Below are 19391 nucleotides of genomic sequence, written 5' to 3'. Positions count from 1 at the left end.
AATGTCTATGCAAATTAATCTAACTGGTCGTCATGTAGAAATTACTGCAGCACTGAGAGAATATGTAGACAGCAAATTTGCCAAACTTGAGAGACATTTTGACCATATCAACAATGTGCATGTCGTGCTCAATGTCGAGAAGTTAAAACAAATCGCCGAGGCTAAACTGCATTTAAACGGCGGAGAGGTGTTTGCGCAGTGTGAAGATGATAACATGTACGCTGCGATTGACCTCCTGATCGACAAACTGGATCGCCAGGTCATCAAACACAAAGAGAAAATTTCTCGTCACTGAACTCTGGATTTATGAACCTAAGCTCAATGTTATCGGAGGACTGCACAAAAAGTGCGGTCCTTTTTAATAGTAAAAAACGTATCCTCGAATACATTGCGGAACTGGCGCACCAGCATATGCCTGAGCTTGCCGAATCCACTGTATTCGAAGCTTTGATGGCACGGGAAAAACTGGGTTCGACCGGGATTGGTGGTGGTATCGCCATTCCGCACGGCAAGCTCAAAGGAGTCACGTCGCCAGTGCTGGTCTTTGTCGTCAGTCAGGATGCCATCCAGTTTGATGCTATTGATAATCAGGCAGTGGATATCTTCTGTGCCATTCTGATCCCGGAAAATCAATGCCAGACGCACCTGACCACATTAGCCGGTATCGCCCGCTTATTGAGTCAAAAAGAAATCACCCGCAAAATTCGCCATGCCGGTTCTGATCAGGCACTTTACCAGCTGTTATTAAGCTGCGCCGATACAGGAACCGCCAAATGAAACTCCTGGTAGTCAGCGGCAGATCAGGTTCCGGCAAATCCGTAGCACTACGGGTGATGGAAGATCTGGGCTACTACTGTGTCGACAATATTCCGGTCAACTTGCTGCCAACGCTGGCCAATGCGGTGATGGGGCAGTATGAGCGGGTTGCAGTCAGCATCGATGTGCGCAACCTGCCACAGGAACCGGAGGAACTGACCGAGATCCTGTCTTACCTGCCACGCAAGGTCGAGCTGACTATTCTGTATCTCGATGCCGACCATACCAGCCTGATTAAACGCTTCAGTGAAACCCGAAGGCTACATCCGTTGTCGCATCAGGCGATGTCACTGGATGAAGCGATACAGCGTGAGCAGCAGCTGCTGGACCCCATCTCCAGCCGCGCCGACTTGTATATCGACACTACTGAATTGAACGTCCATCAGCTGACCGAACAGCTGCGTGAGCGGATCCTGGGCCAGAAAACCGGCCGGCTGGTGATGCTGTTTGAGTCTTTTGGCTTCAAATACGGCATTCCTAAAGACGCGGACTTTGTCTTCGACGCCCGGTTTTTGCCAAATCCGCATTGGGAACCTGAGCTGAAAATTCTGACCGGCCTTGATCAGCCGGTAAAAGATTATCTGGAAGCCCAGCCGGTTGTTGCCAAATATACCTGGCAAATCAACAGCTTTATCAGCACCTGGTTGCCGCATCTGGAACGCAATAACCGCAGTTATCTGACCATTGCTATTGGTTGTACCGGTGGCCAGCACCGCTCTGTTTATATTGTTGAGTCTTTGGCGGAGAGTTTCCGGGCCTTACGCGAAGACGTGCAAATCCGTCACCGGGAGTTAGTCCGTCACCATGGCAAATAGCTTTAAAGAAACTGTCACTATCGTCAATCAATTAGGCTTACATGCCCGCGCCGCCACGAAACTGGCACAGTTGTGTATGCAGTTTGATGCCAAAATTGAATTACAGCAGGAAGGCCGTAGTGCCGATGCCAGCAGTGTGCTGGCGCTGTTGATGCTTGCCAGCAGTAAAGGCAAGAATGTTGATGTGGTCGCCACAGGCGCGCAAGCTGAAGCCGCTTTAACGGCTGTCACCGCGCTGATCCGCGCCGGCTTCGACGAAAATTAAAACCCCCGCAAATGCCACAAGCACGGCAGACTAATCTGCCGGTAGTTTATCAACACCTTGTGTAGTGTGATGATGTTTCAGCTTGTGATGCATCGCCACTTTAATCAGCATATGCGCAGTCACTGGCGCTGAAATAAACAAAAACAACGCAATCAACAGCTGTTGCAAGCTCAGCGTCTCTAATTGCAGATTGAAAAAAACCATAGACGCCAGCACCAGACTGCCTAACCCCAAAGTGGTCGCTTTAGTCGGCCCGTGCAGCCGGGTATAAAAATCCGGCAGTTTCAGCAGCGCCACCGAGCCCAGCAGCACAAACAATGCACCGACGCACAACAAGCCGCTGATCAGCCATTCCAATGTCGTCATAAACGCTCCTATTCGATGATATCGCCGCGCAACAGGAATTTACACACTGCCACAGTGCTGACAAACCCCAGCATCGCAATCAGCAACGCCGCCTCAAAATACAGCTGACTGCTGGCATAGACGCCATACACTAATAACAAGGCGATGCTGTTGATATACATAGTATCCAGCGCCAGTAAGCGGTCAGCCACTGCCGGACCACGTAACAGCGACCATATGTTCAGACAAAGCGCCAGAATAATCACCGCCATCACTGCGAGCAAAATCAGACTGAACATGCGAAAATCTCCTGCAACGGTGCTTCGTAACGTTGTTTCAGCTCGCGGATCAACGCCGCTTCATCCTGCAAATCCAGCACATGCAACAATAAAAACTGTGGCGCATCCGCCTCTCGCGGTAACAGCTCTGCACTGACTGTGCCTGGGGTGAGGCAAATAGTGGCGGCCAGAATTGTCAGCGGCAAGGGTTCTTTCAGATCCAACGGCAAGAGCACAAAACCCGGTTTCAGAGCACTGTTTCGCCCCAGCACGACTTTCACCACCTGCAGATTAGCCACCACGATATCCCACAACACCATCAACAGATAACGGCCAAACAAACCATAGCGCTTGACCTGTGGCTGCACTTCACGAAACCCGCGGCTGACCCACGGGATCAATAACGCGAGGATCACACCGCTAAGCAACACCACAGGTGAAACGCTGTTATGCAAAGCGCACCAAACCAGAAATAACAAAGTACTACGCAGTGGTGTGGCAAATAAGCTGTTTTGCATCAGTAACCTCCACTCACAGCAGTTAACTGCGCTATCGCATCAGCGCAGAACTGCGTCCACCACTGGCCAAAAACGACCAGCTGCAGGCCTGCCAATAGCAGCAGGACGATGGCAAACACCTGAGTCCGCTCTGAAGGAATAATTGTTGGTGTCGCGCTGGCAATTGGCGGTTGAGCACGCCAGAACAACACGCTGCCGGCACGGCTGAATGCCACCAGCACTGCCAGACTACTGAGCAACAATATGCCAATCAGCAACATGCCATGCGAAGTCGTGCTGAGCCCCTGGATCAACCATAACTTCGCGACAAAGCCCGAGAACGGCGGCATACCAATCACCACCAAAGCACTGAATACAAAAAGCCAGCCCAATAGAGTCGCCTGCGGTAGACGCGGCCCGGGGACCAATCGGTCGCCAACACTGCCACGCTGCCGGGCGATCAGATCCGACAGCAGATACCAAATGGCGCCAATCCAGCTGGAATGTACCGCATAATAGAGTGCGGCGGCTTTCACTTGTGCGTTGCCGCTACCAAGTGCGGCCAGCAAGGTGCCGGCCGACAGCAGCACCAGCGCTGCCGCCAGCTTCTTTAAATCCACGGCGGCCAGGACCATAGCAGCAGCCAGCAGCATCGTCAGTAAGCCCCCCCACCACAGCAAGGCATCACCGTAACCTGTCAAAGCGCCGGCGCTGGCGCCAAACAGCAGGCCAAAGACCCGCAGCAGGCTATAAACGCCAACTTTGGTCATCACAGCGAACACAGCTGCGACCGGAGCACTGGCCTGGCTGTAAGCGGCCGGCAACCAGAAATGTAACGGCAACAGCGCGGCTTTTAAGCCAAAGACGATGAGCAACAAACCGGCTGCAGCCTTGACGCCCAGCGTTTCAGACGGCGTTAACGTACTGATGTGCTGCGCCATATCCGCCATATGCAAAGAACCAAGCATCGCATACAACAAAGCCAGCGCCAGTAAAAACAGAGCAGAACCCACCAGATTCAGCACTACATAATGCAGCGCTGAGTGGATCCGCTTTTTGCCGCCGCCGTGCACCAGCAAACCGTAAGAGGCAATCAACAGCACTTCAAAAAATACAAAGAGGTTAAACAAGTCGCCGGTGAGAAAAGCGCCATTGAGGCCCATCAGCAAAAAATGCAGTAGCGGGTGAAAGTACGCGCCTTTTTCATCGTCACCGGCACAGCTGTAAACAGCAACCGCCAGCGTCAGCAAAGTCGTCAGCCAGACAAACAGCGAAGATAACTGGTCAGCCACCAGCAGAATACCAAAGGGTTCCGGCCAGTTACCCAGCAGATAATGACTGGCCGGTACATTGGTTTGTTGCCACAGCAACGCGGTTGCAACTAACAGATTCAACAGCATCGCCAGCACACTACCGACACGCCGGAATTTTACAGACGCCTGCTGTGGTTGCAGCAACAATAACACCGCAAACAATGCTGGCAGCAGAACAGGCAGGATGGGCAGATGTTGCATCAGGCACCTCCCCGCGTGTTTGGTTTTTGCAGATCCACTTCATCGTGCCCAAGTTCAGCCCGGGCGCGGATAGCCAGTACCACCAGAAAAGCCGTCATGGCAAAACCTATCACAATCGCCGTCAGCACTAAGGCCTGTGGCAACGGGTCAGCATATTGCTCCGAGGCACCCAGTACAGCGCCTGCCCCGGCAGTAAGCCCGCCACTGACAAAAATGAACAGATTAACGGCATAAGACAACATCGTCAGGCCAAGCATCACAGCGAAAGTACGCCCCCGTAAAATCAGTAATACGCCACATCCGGTCAGCAAACCAATAGCAATAGCGATGAGCAGTTCCATCAGATTTGTCCTCGGTGTTCTGGTTTATGCCGGGTGGTGAGTTTGCCAAGATTCGCCAAAATCAATAAGGTCGAACCCACAACCGTCAGGTACACGCCCAAATCAAAGGCTATTGCACTGGCCAGTTCAATTTGTCCTAACAGCGGAATATCAAAGTAATCAAACCATGAGGTTAAAAACGGCTTGCCGAACAACCAGCTGAAGGCGCCGGTCAACCATGCGATTAAAATGCCGCTGGCAACTAGCGCAGAAAACTGCAGGTTTAACCGCGGCTTGACCCAATCCACGCCATGCGCGATGTACTGCATGATCAGCGCCACAGCAGTGACCAGACCGGCGACAAAACCGCCACCTGGTAAATTGTGACCGCGGAAGAACAGATACACTGATACCAGCAGCGCCAGCGGCAACAGACCTTGGGACACCACGCGCAGCAGCAACGGATGTGCGTCCAGCGCCCAGCTGCGGCCATCTGCGTCAGCGCTGGGTTTAAAGCGCGGAATGCCGGTCAGCAGTTTGTAAATACCCAGCGCTGCAATCCCTAATACCGTAATTTCGCCAAAGGTATCAAAACCACGGAAGTCGACCAGGATCACATTGACCACATTGGTGCCACCACCGCCGGATTTCGCATTGGCGAGGAAATAAGATGATACCGAATCGGCCTGATGTGTCAGCATCAGGTAAGCCAGACTGCCGACGACAATAGCGCAACTGCCAGCCAATATCAGGTCGCGTAACAAAGTGGCGTGTGCGCTTTGCTTTGGGCTGCGGTGTGGCAGGAAATACAGCGCCAGCATCAATAACACAGCAGTCGCGACTTCTACCGCCAGCTGCGTCAATGCCAAATCAGGTGCGGAGAAACGGATAAATAATAAACTCAGCATCAGTCCGACCACTGAAATCATAATGAGCGCCAGTAATCGCTGACGTTGCCAGATCACAGTAGCCATAGCTGCCAGCACCATGATGACAACTAACACCGCACTGAACCAGTCTGTTGGCAGCAACCCTCTCTCACCTTGTAACGAATTCAGCTGTAACAACGGATAGCCAGCCAGCAACACCGTAGCCCACAACATCGCCGCTATGTACCATTGCAGTCTACCTGGTTCAGCCCATTGGCTGAACTGCCGGCAGCGCTGGACTAACCGTTGAACTTGCCCCTCAAAACGATGAATAGCCAGCGTTGACTGAAAACCGGCCTGAAACAGGAATAATTCTTTACGGTTGATATAAAGCACAATACCGGCGACAAATGCGACCACACTCATCAGTAACGGCAGATTCAGACCATGCCACAAGGCCAGGCTGTAGGCCGGCGGCGTCTGTTGTAAGGCGGCAGTAGAGGCGGCCAACAGGATATCGCCCACCAGCCACTGTGGGAACACACCGACGCCAATACACAATGCCACCAACACTTCCATCGGCACCCGCATATAACGCGGTGGCTCATGGGGGATTTTGTCGAGGCCGATCGGCTTGCCGTTAAAAAATACATCATGAATAAAGCGGGCCGAATAAGCGACCGAAAACACCGCAGCAAGCGTTGCCAGCAGCGGCAACAACCAGCTGAGCGCGCCGAGCACACTCTGGTGCAGCGTCTGACTGAAAAACATTTCCTTCGATAAAAAACCATTCAATAGCGGCACCCCGGCCATTGACGCGGCCGCCACCATCGCCAGACTGGCGGTCACCGGCATAAAATGCCATAAGCCATTGATTTTCCGCATATCCCGCGAACCGGTTTCATGGTCGATAATGCCGGCCGCCATAAATAACGATGCTTTGAACACCGCATGGTTGATGATGTGGAAAATCGCTGCCACTGTAGCCAAATCAGTATCCAGGCCAAGTAACAGTGTGATCAAACCCAGATGCGAAATCGTTGAATAGGCCAATAAGCCCTTGATGTCGTGCTGAAACAACGCAAAATAAGCGCCGGTTAACAAGGTTAATAAGCCAGCGAGACTGACCAGACTAAACCACAAGTCGGTGCCGGCAATGGCCGGATACAGCCTGATTAATAAGAAAATGCCGGCTTTGACCATGGTCGCCGAGTGCAGATAGGCACTGACCGGTGTTGGCGCAGCCATCGCATTGGGTAACCAGAAATGAAACGGAAACTGCGCAGATTTGGTAAAAGCGCCCAATAAAATCAGTACCAGGATCAGCGGATACTGCGCATCAGCAATAATCTGCGGGCCTTTACTTAAGATCACATCGAGCTGATAACTGCCGGCAACCTGACCAAGCAAAATCAAACCGACCAGTAACGCCAGGCCACCTGCGGCCGTCACTGTCAGCGCCAGACGGGCGCCTTTGCGGGCGTCAGAGCGGTGTGACCAATAACTAATCAGTAAAAATGAACTGATGCTGGTCAGCTCCCAAAACATCCAGAGCTGCAGCACATTACCGGACAGCACAATCCCGAGCATCGCCAGCATAAACAGCAACAAGCTGGCATAAAACCGCGGCATCGGATCGGAAGCGCTGAGGTAATAGCGGGCGTAAAAAATCACCAACAAGCCAATGCCGAAAATCAAGAAACTAAATAACAGCGCTAAAGCATCTAAGCGGAATGTCCATTGCAGGCCCAATACCGGCAACCATTGCCATTGCTGTTGAAACACCGCACCTTGTAGCAAATCAGGGATCATCGGCGCCAACAGCAACAAGCCTGCAATTGGCGCTAAAAGTGCGATGAGGGTTTGTTGATTTCGGGACAGCTGACGGAACAACAGCAGAATAACGATACTGAACAGAGGGATGGACAAAATCCACGGTAGTAATAACGCCATGCCAGAACCTCTTCAGCAGATGTGAATGCTGAAACCAGCCCAAAGCCCGCACAGTATCACATCACAAATTAAACCAGTCATGCTGCCAGTCTGGGTGGGACAGGCAATTTTCAAGACCCGTAGCGCTGAACGGAGTATTCAGACCGGTGAATACCCCGTTTTCAGCGATAAATTAATGCGCCGCCCCCGGCACATAATGATGGATCCAACCCACACTGTAGAAATAGTGTGTCACTTCTGGCAACAGGAAAACAGTTGAAAGCAGCCCCACAACCGCCAAAACAATAGTATATGGCAACGCCATCCAAACCATCTTCATATACGACAGTCTGATCAACGGCGCCAAAGCACTGGTCAGCAGGAACAGAAAAGCCGCCTGACCATTTGGCGTTGCAACGCTTGGCAGGTTAGTCCCGGCATTAATGGCAATGGCTAACATCTCAAACTGTTCGCGGCTGATGCGTCCGGCCTCCCATGCAGCTTTGACTTCACTGATATACACAGTGCCGACAAAGACATTATCGCTGACCATCGACAGCACGCCGTTTGCCATAAACAACACCGCCAGCTGCAACTGACCGTCAAAGGTCAACACCCAATGAATCACCGGAGTAAACAGATGCTGGTCAATAATGACTGCAACCACCGCAAAAAATACGACTAATAAAGCGGTGAAAGGCAATGCTTCTTTAAAGGCATGGCCAATCGCATGTTCATCGGTAACACCACAAAACGTGGTCGCCAGAATGATGACCATCAGACCAATTAAACCCACAGAGGCAATATGCAAACTCAGGCAAAGAATCAACAACACAGCGATAACGCCTTGCGTCCACAGCTTGGTGATGTCAGCAGCCTGCATGCGTGAGGTTTGATAATTGTCATAAGCAATCAGCACATCTTGCACCGCGACAGGTAAACGCACACCAAAATCAAACCAGCCGAATTTTTCGACAACGACTGTCGTCAACATGCCGCAGATGAGAATTGGAATAGAAATCGCGGACATCCGCAGGGCAAATTCAGCAAAATCCCAACCCACCGCCGCCGCGATAATCAGGTTTTGCGGCTCCCCCACCATCGTAGACACGCCACCCAAAGCAGTACCTACACCGGCATGCATTAATAAGTTGCGCAAAAAACCACGGAAGGCATCCAGGTCAGCCCGGGACAACTCGACGACTTCATGGTCAACGGTGTGATCATGCGGGTCAACAAAGGTCTTACCTGACGAAATCTTATGATAAATCGCATAGAAGCCGACGCCGACCCCGATGATCACCGCAATAACGGTCAGCGCGTCCAAAAAGGCCGATAAAAACGCCGACATTAAAACAAAAGCCAATGAAATCATCGTCTTTGAACGAACGCGGATCAAAAGCTTGGTAAACACAAACAACAGCAGATCTTTGACAAAGTGAATACCTGCCACCATGAAAACCAGCAACAGGATCACTTCAATATTAATCGACACTTCGTGCATGACCTTTTCAGTGCTGGTCATGCCCATCGCTATCGCCTGGATCGCCAGTAAACCACCGGGCAGCAGCGGGTAGCATTTTAACGCCATCGCCAGGGTGAAAATAAACTCTATGACCAGCAACCAGCCGGCGACATAAGGATTCTGAATAAAAACTAAAGGATTCAGAAACATAAACGCGATAATGGTGAGTTTGTACCAGTTGGGCGACTGCCCGAGGAAATTGGTGTAAAGCGCAAGCGCCATGCCTGATGGTTTCATAGAGGATCTCACTTGTTATTATCTGATTTATTCGTTAACAGCTTACAACTAACTTTGAATGTAGCGTAATTGCGCTGTTTCGCCTGTGCAACCAGTAGGTCAGGCAGGCAAAAGTCCCGAAAAACATCAACGACGTCAGTTTCTTATACCCGAGTTCAGGGAAAAATGTCTATGGCAGCGACATGACATTTATGAATACAGGCTGAAATTTGCGACCAGTAAACTGAGGCTACCGTTGGCTGTGGCAGTGCAAGCAGCGCCACGTCAACTGTCTACGCAAAATGAAAAACCCGGCCAGGTGGCCGGGTTCGGTGGTCGAACAATTATCTTACTGATTAATATTTACTTCTTATCAAGCAGCGACAGTACAAAAGCATATTCCTCAGCCACCTCTTTTAAACGCGAGAACCGGCCGGATTTGCCGCCATGACCCGCTTCCATATTGGTACGGAATAATAATGGCTGTGTATCGGTTTTATGGGTTCTGAGTTTAGCGACCCACTTCGCTGGTTCAAAATACTGGACTTGCGAGTCATGCAGACCGGTAGTGACCAGCAATGCCGGATACGCCTGCTTTTTCACCTGGTCATAAGGGGAATACGACAACATATAGTCGTAATAGGCTTTTTGTTTCGGATTGCCCCACTCGTCAAACTCATTGGTCGTCAGCGGAATAGATTCATCCAGCATAGTGGTCACGACATCCACAAAAGGCACATGCGCTACTAAACCACGATATTTTTCCGGCGCCATATTGGCCACAGCGCCCATCAACAAACCACCAGCGCTGCCGCCCATGCCAAAGACTTTGTCTTTCGCCGCATACTGGTGTTTCACCAGATAGTCAGTGACATCAATGAAGTCAGTGAAAGTATTAATTTTTTTCAGTAACTTACCATCTTCATACCAGTGACGGCCCATCTCCTGACCACCGCGGATATGGGCAATAGCATAGACAAATCCACGGTCGACCAATGACAACACGCTGGAGCGGAAGCTTGGTGCTGTTGACGAACCATAGGAGCCGTAAGCGTATTGATACAGCGGTGCTGAACCATCTTTTTTGAAGCCTTTGCGGTACAACAAACTCACCGGCACTTTAGTACCATCACGGGCTTCCGCCCAGACCCGCTCAGTCACATAGTTCGCCCGGTCAAACCCACCCAGCACTTCCTGTTGTTTCAGCAGTTTTTTCTCGCCGGTTTTCAGATTCACTTCATAAATCGAGTTAGGCGTGGTCAGCGAGGTATAGCTGTAGCGCAGCCACTCAGTGTTTTGCTCCAGATTGACGTCAGTTGACGCGACATAAACCGGTTCATCCGAACTGATATAACTGGCCTTGGCAGGGTTTTGCCACGGTAACACCCGAATGCGATTAATGCCTTCACTGCGCTCATTAATGGCCAAATAGTCGTTAAACAGTTGGAAAGATTCAATAAACACGTTTTTGTCGTGTGGCAACAATTCAGTCCAGCGCGAGCGGTCGCCGATTTGGTTGTCCGCCACCGCCATAATGCGGTTATTGGGTGCGTTCCAGTCGGTGCTGATAATCCATCGATTGCCTAAATGGTCGGCTTCATATTTAAAATCGCGTTGGCGCGGTGCCAGCGCTTTAAACTCGCCGGTCGGCTGATTGGCCGGTAATACCCGGATCTCCGAAGACACAGTACTGCCTAGCCACAACACCACAAACTGGTCATCGCTGCTGTTACCAATACCGGTATAAAAACTGTTGTCTTTTTCTTCGTACATCAGCACGTCTTTGGCAACCGCTTCACCGAGCTGGTGGCGGCGAATCTTGTTGCCTAACAAAGTCTGTTTGTCTTTTTCAATATAAAACAGATGCTTGCTGTCGGACGACCAGGCTAGCGAGGCTTCAACACCAGTGATGCTGTCTGGCAGATCTTTGCCGGTAGTTAAATCACGGATACGGACTGTGTACTGACGCCGGCCATTGGTATCTTCAGCATAAGCCAGCAGTTTTTGGTCCGGACTGACAGCATAATTACCAATCTGATAAAAATCTTTGCCAGCCGCCATTTTGTTCACATCAAGCAGCACCTGCTCTTCACCGGTTTTCAGCACTTTGCGCAGATAGATGGGATACTGCTGACCAGTTTCAAACCGGGTATAGAAGCTGTAATCGCCTTTTTTCGCTGGTACAGAACTGTCGTCCTGCTTGACCCGGCCGATGATTTCGTCGGTCAGTGTTTTGGTCAGGTCCTGATATTTACCGGCATATTGCTGGTAATAAGCATTTTCGGCCTGCAGATGCGCCAGCACCTTTGGGTCCTGCCGTTTGTCGTCCCGCATCCAGTAATAAGGATCAACCCGGTCGCCATGCGGCGATTTTACTGTGTAAGGAACTTGCGCCGCTACCGGTGCCTGCACCGGCTGACTGGCCTGACTCAGCCCGCTGATCAGCACGGCGCTGGCTCCGAGTAGTGTCGCCCAGGGTAAGTTTGTTTTCTTCGCCATATTGGTTTCCTGTAATTTTTTTGCTTCATGCGTGTGCTATGACAACCTTGCATATTTAACATATCCGCCACAACACTGCCCAGCGCTATGCGGCTAAATCTCAGCCACAGCAGGCGATTAAAGTGTAAGGAAGGATTATTTCCGGGCTTAATTGGTTAAGTTAACCTTTGTACCGGCCTTCAGTATTCACAAAGCAGAATTTCTGCGCTTATATTAACGAGATACATCACGCAGGAAACCATCATGGCTTTAATGACTGTAGCCGAAGTAGCGGCTTTTTTATCAATTCAGGATATCCGGGTCGAGCGACTGGCGCGGGAAAATTTATTAGTCCCGGCTGGCAAGGACGACGCAGGGAAACCTATGTTTGAGGAGGACGACGTCAAACGCTATAAGGTTTTAGCTGAGCGACTTGGCGGGATCTGACAACGGTACTTGTAACTGGCGCAACATAGTTTGCGCCAGTTTCGCTTTGTCGGCGCCTCCCTCCAGCGATTTGTACCACAACCAACAAAATCCGCTGTATAACAAAGTGGCAAACTGCAACCGTTGAGCCAGCGCCTGACGTGCTTCTGGCCGGAATTGCAGGTACAGGCTCAGCAACTGCTGCTGTTCTGTATCATTCAGCTGAAGATTCAGACACAAAGCCGCCAAATCAAAAGCACTGTCCGCCTGCTGACAATATTCATAATCAATCAACCATAGTTGCTGGTGCTGCAACAGAATATTGCCGCTGTGCAAATCCATATGGCAGAGCACCTGATCGCCCGGTAACTGAGTAAACAAAGCAGCCGCCTGCCGTAAACGCTGCCAATCCTGTTCATCCTGTTCTGACCAGGGCTGTTGCTCCACCTTGTCACGTAGTTGCTGCAGATAGACATAAGGGTCAAGCACTGCCGTCTGCACTTTTAACTTGTGCAAGCGCACTAATTTTTCGACCAGCTGCAGCATGTGGTTATGATGCAGCTCCCAGTCAAAATGCCGGCTGTGGGTCAGAAAATCGCTGATTAAAATGCGTTGATGGTTATTCAGACAAAGCGGCGCTGGCGCCACGCCGACTGCAGCAGCGGCATGCTGACAGCGTAATTCCTGCTGCCGGCAGACTCCGGCCACACCGGGTCTGTAATGCCGTACCAGATAGTGTCCACGCTGGGTATGCACATAATAATTATCGTTGGTACTGCTGGCCGCCAGCTTTTGCAACGCCAGCGGCAGGTGATTAGCAAAAAACTCTAGCCGCTGACACAGATGCCAGATGCGTTGTTCAGTTGCTGTTGCCGGTAGTTGCTGCGCCATGCGATATATCCCGAAGCTGCGGTCAGCGTATAAATAACAAAAAGCGCACTGAAAAAATACAGATCTTTTTGCAGATACATATAAATTGATGCCGCATCAATCACTATCCAATACAGCCAGTTCGACACCACCTTTTTCGCGACCAGATAGGTCGTCACCACAGCAAAACAACTGATTTGCGCGCCGAGCCAGGCAAAATCGGTACTTGTGTAGTGCTGCATCAGAAACCCCAGACACAACCCAGCCACCGCTGTCAGGCTAATCAATACCACATGTTGTTGCCAGCGCCACTCGACCACTTGCTGCGCCTGACCAGTCTGGTTACGCAGTTGCTGCCAGTTCCACCAGCCATAAAGCGCCATGCCGGCGTAATACAGCTGCAGCAGCGCATCAGTGTACAAGTTGGCACTGAGCATAATTTGCAGCGTCAGCACAGTACTGGCCAGTGCAGCTGGCCAGCACCACAAACTATGACGAATGGCCAGTACTGTATAGGACAGTGCCAGCACTGTCGCTATCAGCTCCAGCGCCGTCTGTAATTGCCACTGGTTCAGCAGCTGTTGCCACAGTTCCATCATGGCCGCAAATCACCGTGCAGGAACTTCACCACAAACACCACTTTGCCATACCGTTCAAACGACCAGCGGATGCAACGTTGCAGCGCCGCCATCACCGTATCGTATTCACCAAAAACCTGCGTGCTCATGGTATTGGTCAGCACATGCAGGCCGGCTTCTTTATTCAGCTCTTCGATAAACCCTTTGATAGGTTCGATGTAATCGCTGGTCAGCGGATATTTACTGATTTCGATCGACAGTTGCATCACGATGTCCTTTTAATAAGTTCAGAACTGATAAGTCGCGGTCAGGCCAATCCGACGTGGCTCGCCAAACTGCTCGTACAGGTGGTCGGTGTAACTGTCGCGTGGATCGTTACCAAAATAGAATCCACGCACGCCATAAGTTTCATCCAGTAAGTTGCGGCTCCACAGCGCCAGTTCCCACTGCGACCATTGATAGCTGGCGCGAAGATTCAGCAAGTTACTGTGTGAGGCGCGGATATTTTCCGAATCAGAATAAAAATAACCATCTTTGTGGGCATATTGCGCCGAGATTTGCAGCGCTTCCAGCGGCGACCAATCCGCCCCAACACTGAACTGATATTCTGGCGCCTGTGCCTGAGCACGGCCACTCATATCGAGACCACCTTTGGTAACAAAACCGCGGATCTCAGATTTCAGCACAGCTCCACTAACATGCAGGACAAGTGCAGGGTTCAGCTGCCAGCGGTTTTCGGTTTCCAGACCATAGTTGCGCCCGCTGAAGGCATTATCGATGTAGCCGACAAACTTGGTGCCCTGGTTAATCCAGGCTTTGAGCTGCATGTCCTCGCGCCACATGTAAAATGCCGAGACCCGGCTGACCAGGCTGTGATCGGCATTCTGACCTTTGACCCCAAACTCCGCATTGATCAGCTGTTCTGGCGCAAAAGTGGCTTTGCTCAGTAAAAAATCTTTTAACCCGCTCAGTTTCGGGTTCAGGGTTTCTGCCAGGCCTTCACCATTGACGCCACCGACTTTGTAGCCTTTTGACACTAAACCATAAATCTGGCTCAGTGGGCTGACCTGATAAGCAAGGCTGAGCTTACCGCCCCACATCTGGTCATCGCCGTCGGTATCGATGCCATTATTGTCGTTGTATTCATCTTGGTATTGCTCAACACGGCCGCCATAAGTCAGGGTTAAATCCGGCGCCAGTTGCTGTTGATTTTCGGCATACAAAGCTAGGTTCCGCCGTTCAAAATCACTGATAAAATTCTGATCTAGCCAGGTATATAAACGGGTTAAATCAATTGCTTGCTGGCTAGCGTACAAACCTGCTACCCAGTTATGCCCCTGCTGATTTTTACTGATAAAACGCTGTTCCAGACTGAGGAAATCCCGCTCACGCAGATATTGGTCAGTCGATGAATATTCGTCCGGATGCAGGCCAACATAACCCCAATCTTCATCGTAACCATAATCGGTGTCCGCCCGAAGCAGACTAAGCTGGGTCAAGCTATCCACGTTGGCAAAACCCTGATACTGCAGTTTCAACGCGCTGGCGTCTACATCTTGTTTGTCCTGCCCTGGTTGGTCCGACAGCGTGGTGCGATTACGATCCAGCGAAAATGCATCATAACCATTATCGATATCATGATGGTTCCACAACCAATCCAGTGTCAGATCCTGATTAGGCTGATAGCGGGTTTTTAGCCGAAAGGTGGTTTCGTCGATGCCGTTGGTGTCTTCGCGCTTAAGGAAATCGTTGCGGATAAAGCCGTCTGATTTTTGCTGATCCGCCACCAGCCGCACAGCAATTTGATCGGTCATTGCCTGATTCAGCATCATGCTGGCTTGCCAGCTATCGTAATTTGCCGCCGTCAGTTGCACACGGCCTTCGCTGGCAAATAGCGGGTCTGCAGTTTGCAGGTTTAGCATGCCGGCCAGCGCATTGGCACCAAAGCGTGTCGCCTCAGGGCCACGGAATACTTCGAGTTGCGCCGTGTCGGCCAGTGATAACAGCCCAAGCGCAGAATAGTCGATACCATCGACCAGTAAGCCTACAGAAGGATTGATATTGTCGACAAACTCACTGCGCTCACCAACGCCGCGCATTTGCAGAAACCGGCTGCGTGACGCGCCGGCGGACGCGTTTAAATTAGCAATATTGGCAATTAAATCATCAAGATGCTGTGCAGACTGACGTTTGATATCGCTATCGCCCAACACCACTACACTGCCTGGTAATTTTTGCAGATTGGTCTGACGGAAATCACCACGCACTTCAATCCGTTCGACATCCTGCACAGAAACAGCCTGCTCTTCGGCGTGTACTGCGCCGGAAACAAGCAAGGCAATGACAGATAACGCCGGTAGCAGCGGTGAATGCTGCGGAGTTACAGCAGAATTTATAGAATAAGATAAAGGCGAGAAGGCACGTAACATCAATTTGCTCCGGTAACGACCGGGATCACGCGCGTGCAGCTGGAAGTTTTCACACCATCCCTCCGCCGGTATGACCCGGATCAGGTTCTAAGGGTTTGCCTTGCGGCATCTCAGCGATTGCACCCCTTGGTTTGGCCGGCAGTTTAGCGGCTTTTCTATACAGCCGCAAGAAAGCAGAAAAATTCATCTGGGTACAAACTGGCAAATTAAATATCAGCAGCTAGGGTTAAACAGAACGTCATTTTTGACGTGCAGTTATAACAAGAGGAAAATTATGAAAAAAAGTCTTATCATCCTGTTGGCAGCCGGGGCTCTGACCAGCAACATCGCTTTTGCTGAGGAATCAGAAGAAGTTGTTTACTCTACCGAAGGCTATTGCCTGTTATCCAATGAAGGTGCGTCAGATGAATATCTGAAAGCCTACGCCAAAAAACTTGGCGCCAAACCCAGCAATTCTGTCTGTGCCAGCTTTAAAAAGATTGTTGAAGAATCCCGTCCACGCGAGTGGGATTATCCAGCCGGCCGCGCATATCCGGGCAGCGTGATCAAGCTGTCACCCAGCCAGGTCGCATTATTAAAATCACTGAAGAAAAAAGACGGCAAAATGTAAGTCGTCACCACAGCTCTGCCAGCAGGCAGAGCTGTATTCTCTGCTATCTAGATCGCACTTCCCTCTTGCATTTCTCGACCAAACCACATTAACTGAGCCGCATCGTTCCGGAACAAAAGGAAGCTGTGATGCGACGGATCCGATTGGCAAAAGTCTTATTATCTGGTTACTTAGGGTTATTGTTGCCACTGAGCGCCGGCCCGCTGCTGGCCGCGGAAACCTGTTTGCCGCTGACAACCTCTGATGAATTACCTGAAGCCGCACAGCACTGGCACATCGGCAAGATCCACTTTGAACGCAATGACATTTTTGACCTCAGCAGCAAACACAGCGTCTGGTTTCACCGCTTTGCCAACGACTACCACGTCATCACCACTGAAGCTGCCTTGCGCGAAGATTTGCTATTCAGCGAGGGCGAGCCACTCAACCTCAGCGTGCTGGCCGAAACTGAGCGGTTATTACGTTCACGCCGGTATTTGCGTCACGCCGACATCGTCGTCTCGGCCTATTGCCCGAGCAGTCGCACAGTTGAAGTTACAGTGCGCAGCTGGGACAACTGGTCGTTATTGCCACGGCTTTCGCTGGGCCACAGCGGTGGTGCCACCAAAGCCAATCTGGGTTTGGCTGAGGATAACCTATGGGGCACCGGTAATCAGGCGCAGATTGAATATTTCACCGACAGCGAGCGCGATGGTTACAAACTGCAGTTTCATAGCCCCAACATCAGTGGCAGCCACTGGCAAACGACGATGCAATACGCCGATACGTCGGATGGCGAAAGTTACCGGCTCAATCTGGCCAAACCTTTTTACCGGCTGTCGTCCGAGCGCGCGTACAACCTGGATATCTTTAAAGAAATCAAAGATATCAGTGAATATGCCCGCGGTGACGTTTACAACGAATATAAAAGTAATCAGCAGCTGATAGAATTGAGTAGTGGCTGGAGTTTCTGGCGCGACAGCGACAGTGTGCAGCATTTTAATGTCGGCTCGACGCTGGATGAGCGCAAGTTTGACCGCAATAACGACAGCACGCAGGCGCCACCTGACAACCGCGATCTATCTCAGGTCTGGCTCAGCTGGGAATTCCTGCAATCGGATTACCGGGAATTGACCAACTTCTTTTTATGGAACCGGGTCGAAGACGTCAATTTCGGCTGGCAGGTGTCGCTGCGGCTTGGCCGGTTGCTGGAAAGCCTGGGCGCCGATCAGGGCGGCTGGCATTGGCAGGCCAGCGTGCAAAAGAACTTTGAAATCAACGATATCAGCTGGCTGGTTAGCAGGCTGAGTTACTCACAGTTACACCGTAATCAGCTGCAGGAACAGCAGCTATTTCAGAGCGAGCTGCGTTATGTGCGGCATTTGTCGGAACAGCAGGTACTCATCGCACAGCTGCAATGGTCGGTCGGTAAAAACCTGTTTCGGGACCAGCGCATGACGATTGGTGGTGACGAGGGCATGCGCGCTTTTCCGCTGTATTATCAGACCGGGGATAAAGCGGCGATTGCCTCGCTGGAGTATCGCTATATCACGCACTGGCACGTCTGGCAGCTGCTGGATGTGGCACTGGCTGGTTTTGTCGACGCCGGCCGTGCCTGGGACAATCCACAACGCCCGGCCGGGCCTGATGATGAGCAAAATCTGGCAGGTTACGGCATTGGCATCCGGCTGTTACCGAGCCACTCCAGCCGTGGCAGTGTGATCAGTATCGATTTGGCCAAACCGGTCAGCGACAATCCGGAATTGTCCGGCTGGCGCTGGCGTTTAATTGCTAAACGACCGTTTTAACGCAGTCTGCTCAGGCCTGACAATGCCGGCAAAACACGGTACTGCGCTGGCCTAAGCGAATTTCTTCCAACTCGCTGTCGCAACTGACACATGCCTGACCGCCGCGGCCATACACCAGCAGTTCCTGCTTAAAATAACCGGGTTTACCGTCGGCCTGACTAAAGTCTTTTAACGTGGTACCGCCTTGGGTAATAGCCTGCGCCAGAATCTGTTTCACCACCTCCACCAGCACCGCACACTGCGCCAGCGTTAACTGATTGGCCGGTTTGGTCGGCAAAATACCGGCTTTAAACAACGATTCATTGGCATAAATGTTACCAACGCCAACCACGACGTGATTGTCCATCAGCACCAGCTTGATGGCACTGCTGCGTTTCTGACAATGCTGATACAGCTGCTGCGCATCAAAGGCCGGCGTCAAAGGCTCAGGCCCTAAAGTGGTTAACAACGGATGTTCAGTGCCACTTACCTGCCAAAGCACTGCACCAAAACGTCGAGTGTCGTTCAGGCGTAATAAGGTGTGGTTATCCAACACAATATCGACATGGTCATGTTTGCCGGCCGGTGTATCGGCGCTCAAAATCTTTAAGTTACCGGACATGCCAAGGTGCAGAATAATGCTGCCGCCAGGCACCTCAATCAGCAGGTATTTGGCGCGGCGACTGACGCTCAGCACAGGCGCATTCGTTACAGCCATCACTTCAGCCGGTACCGGCCAGCGTAGCATCGGCTGACGGACATCAATACGGCGGATGGTCCTGTTGCTTAAATGCGGCGTGATGCCTAACCGGGAAACTTCAACTTCTGGCAATTCAGGCATA

The 19391-nt window shown here is 51.3% G+C and carries 20 protein-coding genes and 1 riboswitch; of the genes, 7 read left to right on the top strand and 13 right to left on the bottom strand.

Annotated features, from left to right (window positions below):
• Positions 1-7: 7 nt before the first annotated feature.
• The 4 genes from hpf to Q399_RS0106175 are packed head-to-tail and all read left to right on the top strand — an operon-like array spanning position 8 to position 1896.
• Complete coding sequence (gene hpf / locus Q399_RS0106190; protein ID WP_031566773.1) at positions 8-295, top strand: ribosome hibernation promoting factor; 288 nt, start codon at positions 8-10, stop codon at positions 293-295.
• An 11-nt stretch (positions 296-306) separates the two neighbouring features.
• Complete coding sequence (gene ptsN / locus Q399_RS0106185) at positions 307-777, top strand: PTS IIA-like nitrogen regulatory protein PtsN (RefSeq protein ID WP_031566771.1); 471 nt, start codon at positions 307-309, stop codon at positions 775-777.
• Complete coding sequence (gene rapZ, locus Q399_RS0106180; protein ID WP_031566769.1) at positions 774-1631, top strand: RNase adapter RapZ; 858 nt, start codon at positions 774-776, stop codon at positions 1629-1631. Before ptsN ends, rapZ begins: the two co-directional genes overlap by 4 nt.
• On the top strand, positions 1621-1896 hold the full coding sequence (locus tag Q399_RS0106175) for an HPr family phosphocarrier protein (RefSeq protein ID WP_031566767.1): 276 nt from the start codon (positions 1621-1623) through the stop codon (positions 1894-1896). Before rapZ ends, Q399_RS0106175 begins: the two co-directional genes overlap by 11 nt.
• Positions 1897-1926: 30 nt before the next feature.
• Here Q399_RS0106175 and Q399_RS0106170 read toward each other — a convergent pair whose 3' ends face one another.
• The 8 genes from Q399_RS0106170 to Q399_RS0106135 form a co-directional block, all read right to left on the bottom strand.
• Positions 1927-2262, bottom strand: a complete 336-nt coding sequence (locus tag Q399_RS0106170; RefSeq protein ID WP_031566766.1) for a Na+/H+ antiporter subunit G — start codon at positions 2260-2262, stop codon at positions 1927-1929.
• An 8-nt stretch (positions 2263-2270) separates the two neighbouring features.
• Positions 2271-2540 (bottom strand): K+/H+ antiporter subunit F, encoded by a 270-nt coding sequence (locus tag Q399_RS0106165; protein ID WP_031566764.1) that lies wholly within the window; start codon positions 2538-2540, stop codon positions 2271-2273.
• Positions 2528-3037, bottom strand: coding sequence for a Na+/H+ antiporter subunit E (locus Q399_RS0106160; RefSeq protein ID WP_031566762.1), 510 nt, complete (start codon positions 3035-3037; stop codon positions 2528-2530). Before Q399_RS0106160 ends, Q399_RS0106165 begins: the two co-directional genes overlap by 13 nt.
• Positions 3037-4530 (bottom strand): monovalent cation/H+ antiporter subunit D, encoded by a 1494-nt coding sequence (locus Q399_RS0106155; RefSeq protein WP_037045840.1) that lies wholly within the window; start codon positions 4528-4530, stop codon positions 3037-3039. The genes Q399_RS0106160 and Q399_RS0106155 overlap by 1 nt, the downstream gene beginning before the upstream one ends.
• A complete protein-coding gene (locus Q399_RS0106150; RefSeq protein ID WP_031566758.1) occupies positions 4530-4871 on the bottom strand; it encodes a Na+/H+ antiporter subunit C in 342 nt (113 codons plus the stop codon). The genes Q399_RS0106155 and Q399_RS0106150 overlap by 1 nt, the downstream gene beginning before the upstream one ends.
• Positions 4871-7672 (bottom strand): monovalent cation/H+ antiporter subunit A, encoded by a 2802-nt coding sequence (locus Q399_RS0106145; protein ID WP_031566754.1) that lies wholly within the window; start codon positions 7670-7672, stop codon positions 4871-4873. Before Q399_RS0106145 ends, Q399_RS0106150 begins: the two co-directional genes overlap by 1 nt.
• Before the next feature lie 172 nt (positions 7673-7844).
• Complete coding sequence (gene nhaB / locus Q399_RS0106140) at positions 7845-9413, bottom strand: sodium/proton antiporter NhaB (protein ID WP_211253222.1); 1569 nt, start codon at positions 9411-9413, stop codon at positions 7845-7847.
• A gap of 342 nt (positions 9414-9755) precedes the next feature.
• On the bottom strand, positions 9756-11891 hold the full coding sequence (locus Q399_RS0106135) for a S9 family peptidase (protein ID WP_031566749.1): 2136 nt from the start codon (positions 11889-11891) through the stop codon (positions 9756-9758).
• Between the two features lie 243 nt (positions 11892-12134).
• Here Q399_RS0106135 and Q399_RS0106130 point away from each other — a divergent pair, with 243 nt between their 5' ends.
• Entirely contained in the window at positions 12135-12317 is a 183-nt protein-coding gene (locus Q399_RS0106130; protein ID WP_031566745.1) for a hypothetical protein, read from the top strand.
• Here the strand turns inward: Q399_RS0106130 and Q399_RS0106125 are convergent.
• The 4 genes from Q399_RS0106125 to Q399_RS0106110 are packed head-to-tail and all read right to left on the bottom strand — an operon-like array spanning position 12291 to position 16173.
• Positions 12291-13187 carry a phosphotransferase gene (locus Q399_RS0106125; protein WP_031566743.1) on the bottom strand — a complete coding sequence of 299 codons (897 nt, stop codon included), beginning with the start codon at positions 13185-13187 and terminating at the stop codon, positions 12291-12293. The genes Q399_RS0106130 and Q399_RS0106125 overlap by 27 nt on opposite strands.
• Complete coding sequence (pnuC, locus tag Q399_RS0106120; protein WP_031566741.1) at positions 13124-13765, bottom strand: nicotinamide riboside transporter PnuC; 642 nt, start codon at positions 13763-13765, stop codon at positions 13124-13126. The genes Q399_RS0106125 and pnuC overlap by 64 nt, the downstream gene beginning before the upstream one ends.
• On the bottom strand, positions 13762-14010 hold the full coding sequence (locus Q399_RS0106115) for a YkoF family thiamine/hydroxymethylpyrimidine-binding protein (protein WP_031566739.1): 249 nt from the start codon (positions 14008-14010) through the stop codon (positions 13762-13764). Before Q399_RS0106115 ends, pnuC begins: the two co-directional genes overlap by 4 nt.
• 21 nt (positions 14011-14031) lie before the next feature.
• Complete coding sequence (locus tag Q399_RS0106110; RefSeq protein WP_211253220.1) at positions 14032-16173, bottom strand: TonB-dependent receptor; 2142 nt, start codon at positions 16171-16173, stop codon at positions 14032-14034.
• Positions 16174-16213: 40 nt separating this feature from the next.
• Positions 16214-16310: riboswitch (TPP riboswitch) on the bottom strand.
• Between the two features lie 137 nt (positions 16311-16447).
• Here Q399_RS0106110 and Q399_RS0106100 point away from each other — a divergent pair.
• Entirely contained in the window at positions 16448-16783 is a 336-nt protein-coding gene (locus tag Q399_RS0106100; protein ID WP_031566734.1) for a hypothetical protein, read from the top strand.
• A gap of 128 nt (positions 16784-16911) precedes the next feature.
• Positions 16912-18570, top strand: coding sequence for a ShlB/FhaC/HecB family protein (locus tag Q399_RS0106095; protein WP_051685817.1), 1659 nt, complete (start codon positions 16912-16914; stop codon positions 18568-18570).
• A 10-nt stretch (positions 18571-18580) separates the two neighbouring features.
• On the opposite strand, the gene mutM is transcribed toward Q399_RS0106095, so the two are convergent.
• Positions 18581-19390 carry a bifunctional DNA-formamidopyrimidine glycosylase/DNA-(apurinic or apyrimidinic site) lyase gene (gene mutM, locus Q399_RS0106090; RefSeq protein WP_031566730.1) on the bottom strand — a complete coding sequence of 270 codons (810 nt, stop codon included), beginning with the start codon at positions 19388-19390 and terminating at the stop codon, positions 18581-18583.
• Between the last annotated feature and the right edge of the window lies 1 nt (position 19391).

Source organism: Rheinheimera texasensis DSM 17496 (assembly GCF_000711985.1).
In the GTDB taxonomy this organism is placed as follows: domain Bacteria; phylum Pseudomonadota; class Gammaproteobacteria; order Enterobacterales; family Alteromonadaceae; genus Pararheinheimera; species Pararheinheimera texasensis.
The sequence above is the reverse complement of the archived record's forward strand: the minus strand, read 5'-3'. Positions and strand labels throughout refer to the sequence as shown.

What these genes read in the sequence shown, in the direction of transcription:
- hpf (WP_031566773.1), top strand. Translation starts at nt 8, where the DNA reads ATGCAAATTAATCTAACTGGTCGTCATGTAGAAATTACTGCAGCACTG.
- ptsN (WP_031566771.1), top strand. Translation starts at nt 307, where the DNA reads ATGAACCTAAGCTCAATGTTATCGGAGGACTGCACAAAAAGTGCGGTC.
- rapZ (WP_031566769.1), top strand. Translation starts at nt 774, where the DNA reads ATGAAACTCCTGGTAGTCAGCGGCAGATCAGGTTCCGGCAAATCCGTA.
- Q399_RS0106175 (WP_031566767.1), top strand. Translation starts at nt 1,621, where the DNA reads ATGGCAAATAGCTTTAAAGAAACTGTCACTATCGTCAATCAATTAGGC.
- Q399_RS0106170 (WP_031566766.1), bottom strand. Translation starts at nt 2,262, where the DNA reads ATGACGACATTGGAATGGCTGATCAGCGGCTTGTTGTGCGTCGGTGCA.
- Q399_RS0106165 (WP_031566764.1), bottom strand. Translation starts at nt 2,540, where the DNA reads ATGTTCAGTCTGATTTTGCTCGCAGTGATGGCGGTGATTATTCTGGCG.
- Q399_RS0106160 (WP_031566762.1), bottom strand. Translation starts at nt 3,037, where the DNA reads ATGCAAAACAGCTTATTTGCCACACCACTGCGTAGTACTTTGTTATTT.
- Q399_RS0106155 (WP_037045840.1), bottom strand. Translation starts at nt 4,530, where the DNA reads ATGCAACATCTGCCCATCCTGCCTGTTCTGCTGCCAGCATTGTTTGCG.
- Q399_RS0106150 (WP_031566758.1), bottom strand. Translation starts at nt 4,871, where the DNA reads ATGGAACTGCTCATCGCTATTGCTATTGGTTTGCTGACCGGATGTGGC.
- Q399_RS0106145 (WP_031566754.1), bottom strand. Translation starts at nt 7,672, where the DNA reads ATGGCGTTATTACTACCGTGGATTTTGTCCATCCCTCTGTTCAGTATC.
- nhaB (WP_211253222.1), bottom strand. Translation starts at nt 9,413, where the DNA reads ATGAAACCATCAGGCATGGCGCTTGCGCTTTACACCAATTTCCTCGGG.
- Q399_RS0106135 (WP_031566749.1), bottom strand. Translation starts at nt 11,891, where the DNA reads ATGGCGAAGAAAACAAACTTACCCTGGGCGACACTACTCGGAGCCAGC.
- Q399_RS0106130 (WP_031566745.1), top strand. Translation starts at nt 12,135, where the DNA reads ATGGCTTTAATGACTGTAGCCGAAGTAGCGGCTTTTTTATCAATTCAG.
- Q399_RS0106125 (WP_031566743.1), bottom strand. Translation starts at nt 13,187, where the DNA reads ATGGCGCAGCAACTACCGGCAACAGCAACTGAACAACGCATCTGGCAT.
- pnuC (WP_031566741.1), bottom strand. Translation starts at nt 13,765, where the DNA reads ATGATGGAACTGTGGCAACAGCTGCTGAACCAGTGGCAATTACAGACG.
- Q399_RS0106115 (WP_031566739.1), bottom strand. Translation starts at nt 14,010, where the DNA reads ATGCAACTGTCGATCGAAATCAGTAAATATCCGCTGACCAGCGATTAC.
- Q399_RS0106110 (WP_211253220.1), bottom strand. Translation starts at nt 16,173, where the DNA reads ATGTTACGTGCCTTCTCGCCTTTATCTTATTCTATAAATTCTGCTGTA.
- Q399_RS0106100 (WP_031566734.1), top strand. Translation starts at nt 16,448, where the DNA reads ATGAAAAAAAGTCTTATCATCCTGTTGGCAGCCGGGGCTCTGACCAGC.
- Q399_RS0106095 (WP_051685817.1), top strand. Translation starts at nt 16,912, where the DNA reads ATGCGACGGATCCGATTGGCAAAAGTCTTATTATCTGGTTACTTAGGG.
- mutM (WP_031566730.1), bottom strand. Translation starts at nt 19,390, where the DNA reads ATGCCTGAATTGCCAGAAGTTGAAGTTTCCCGGTTAGGCATCACGCCG.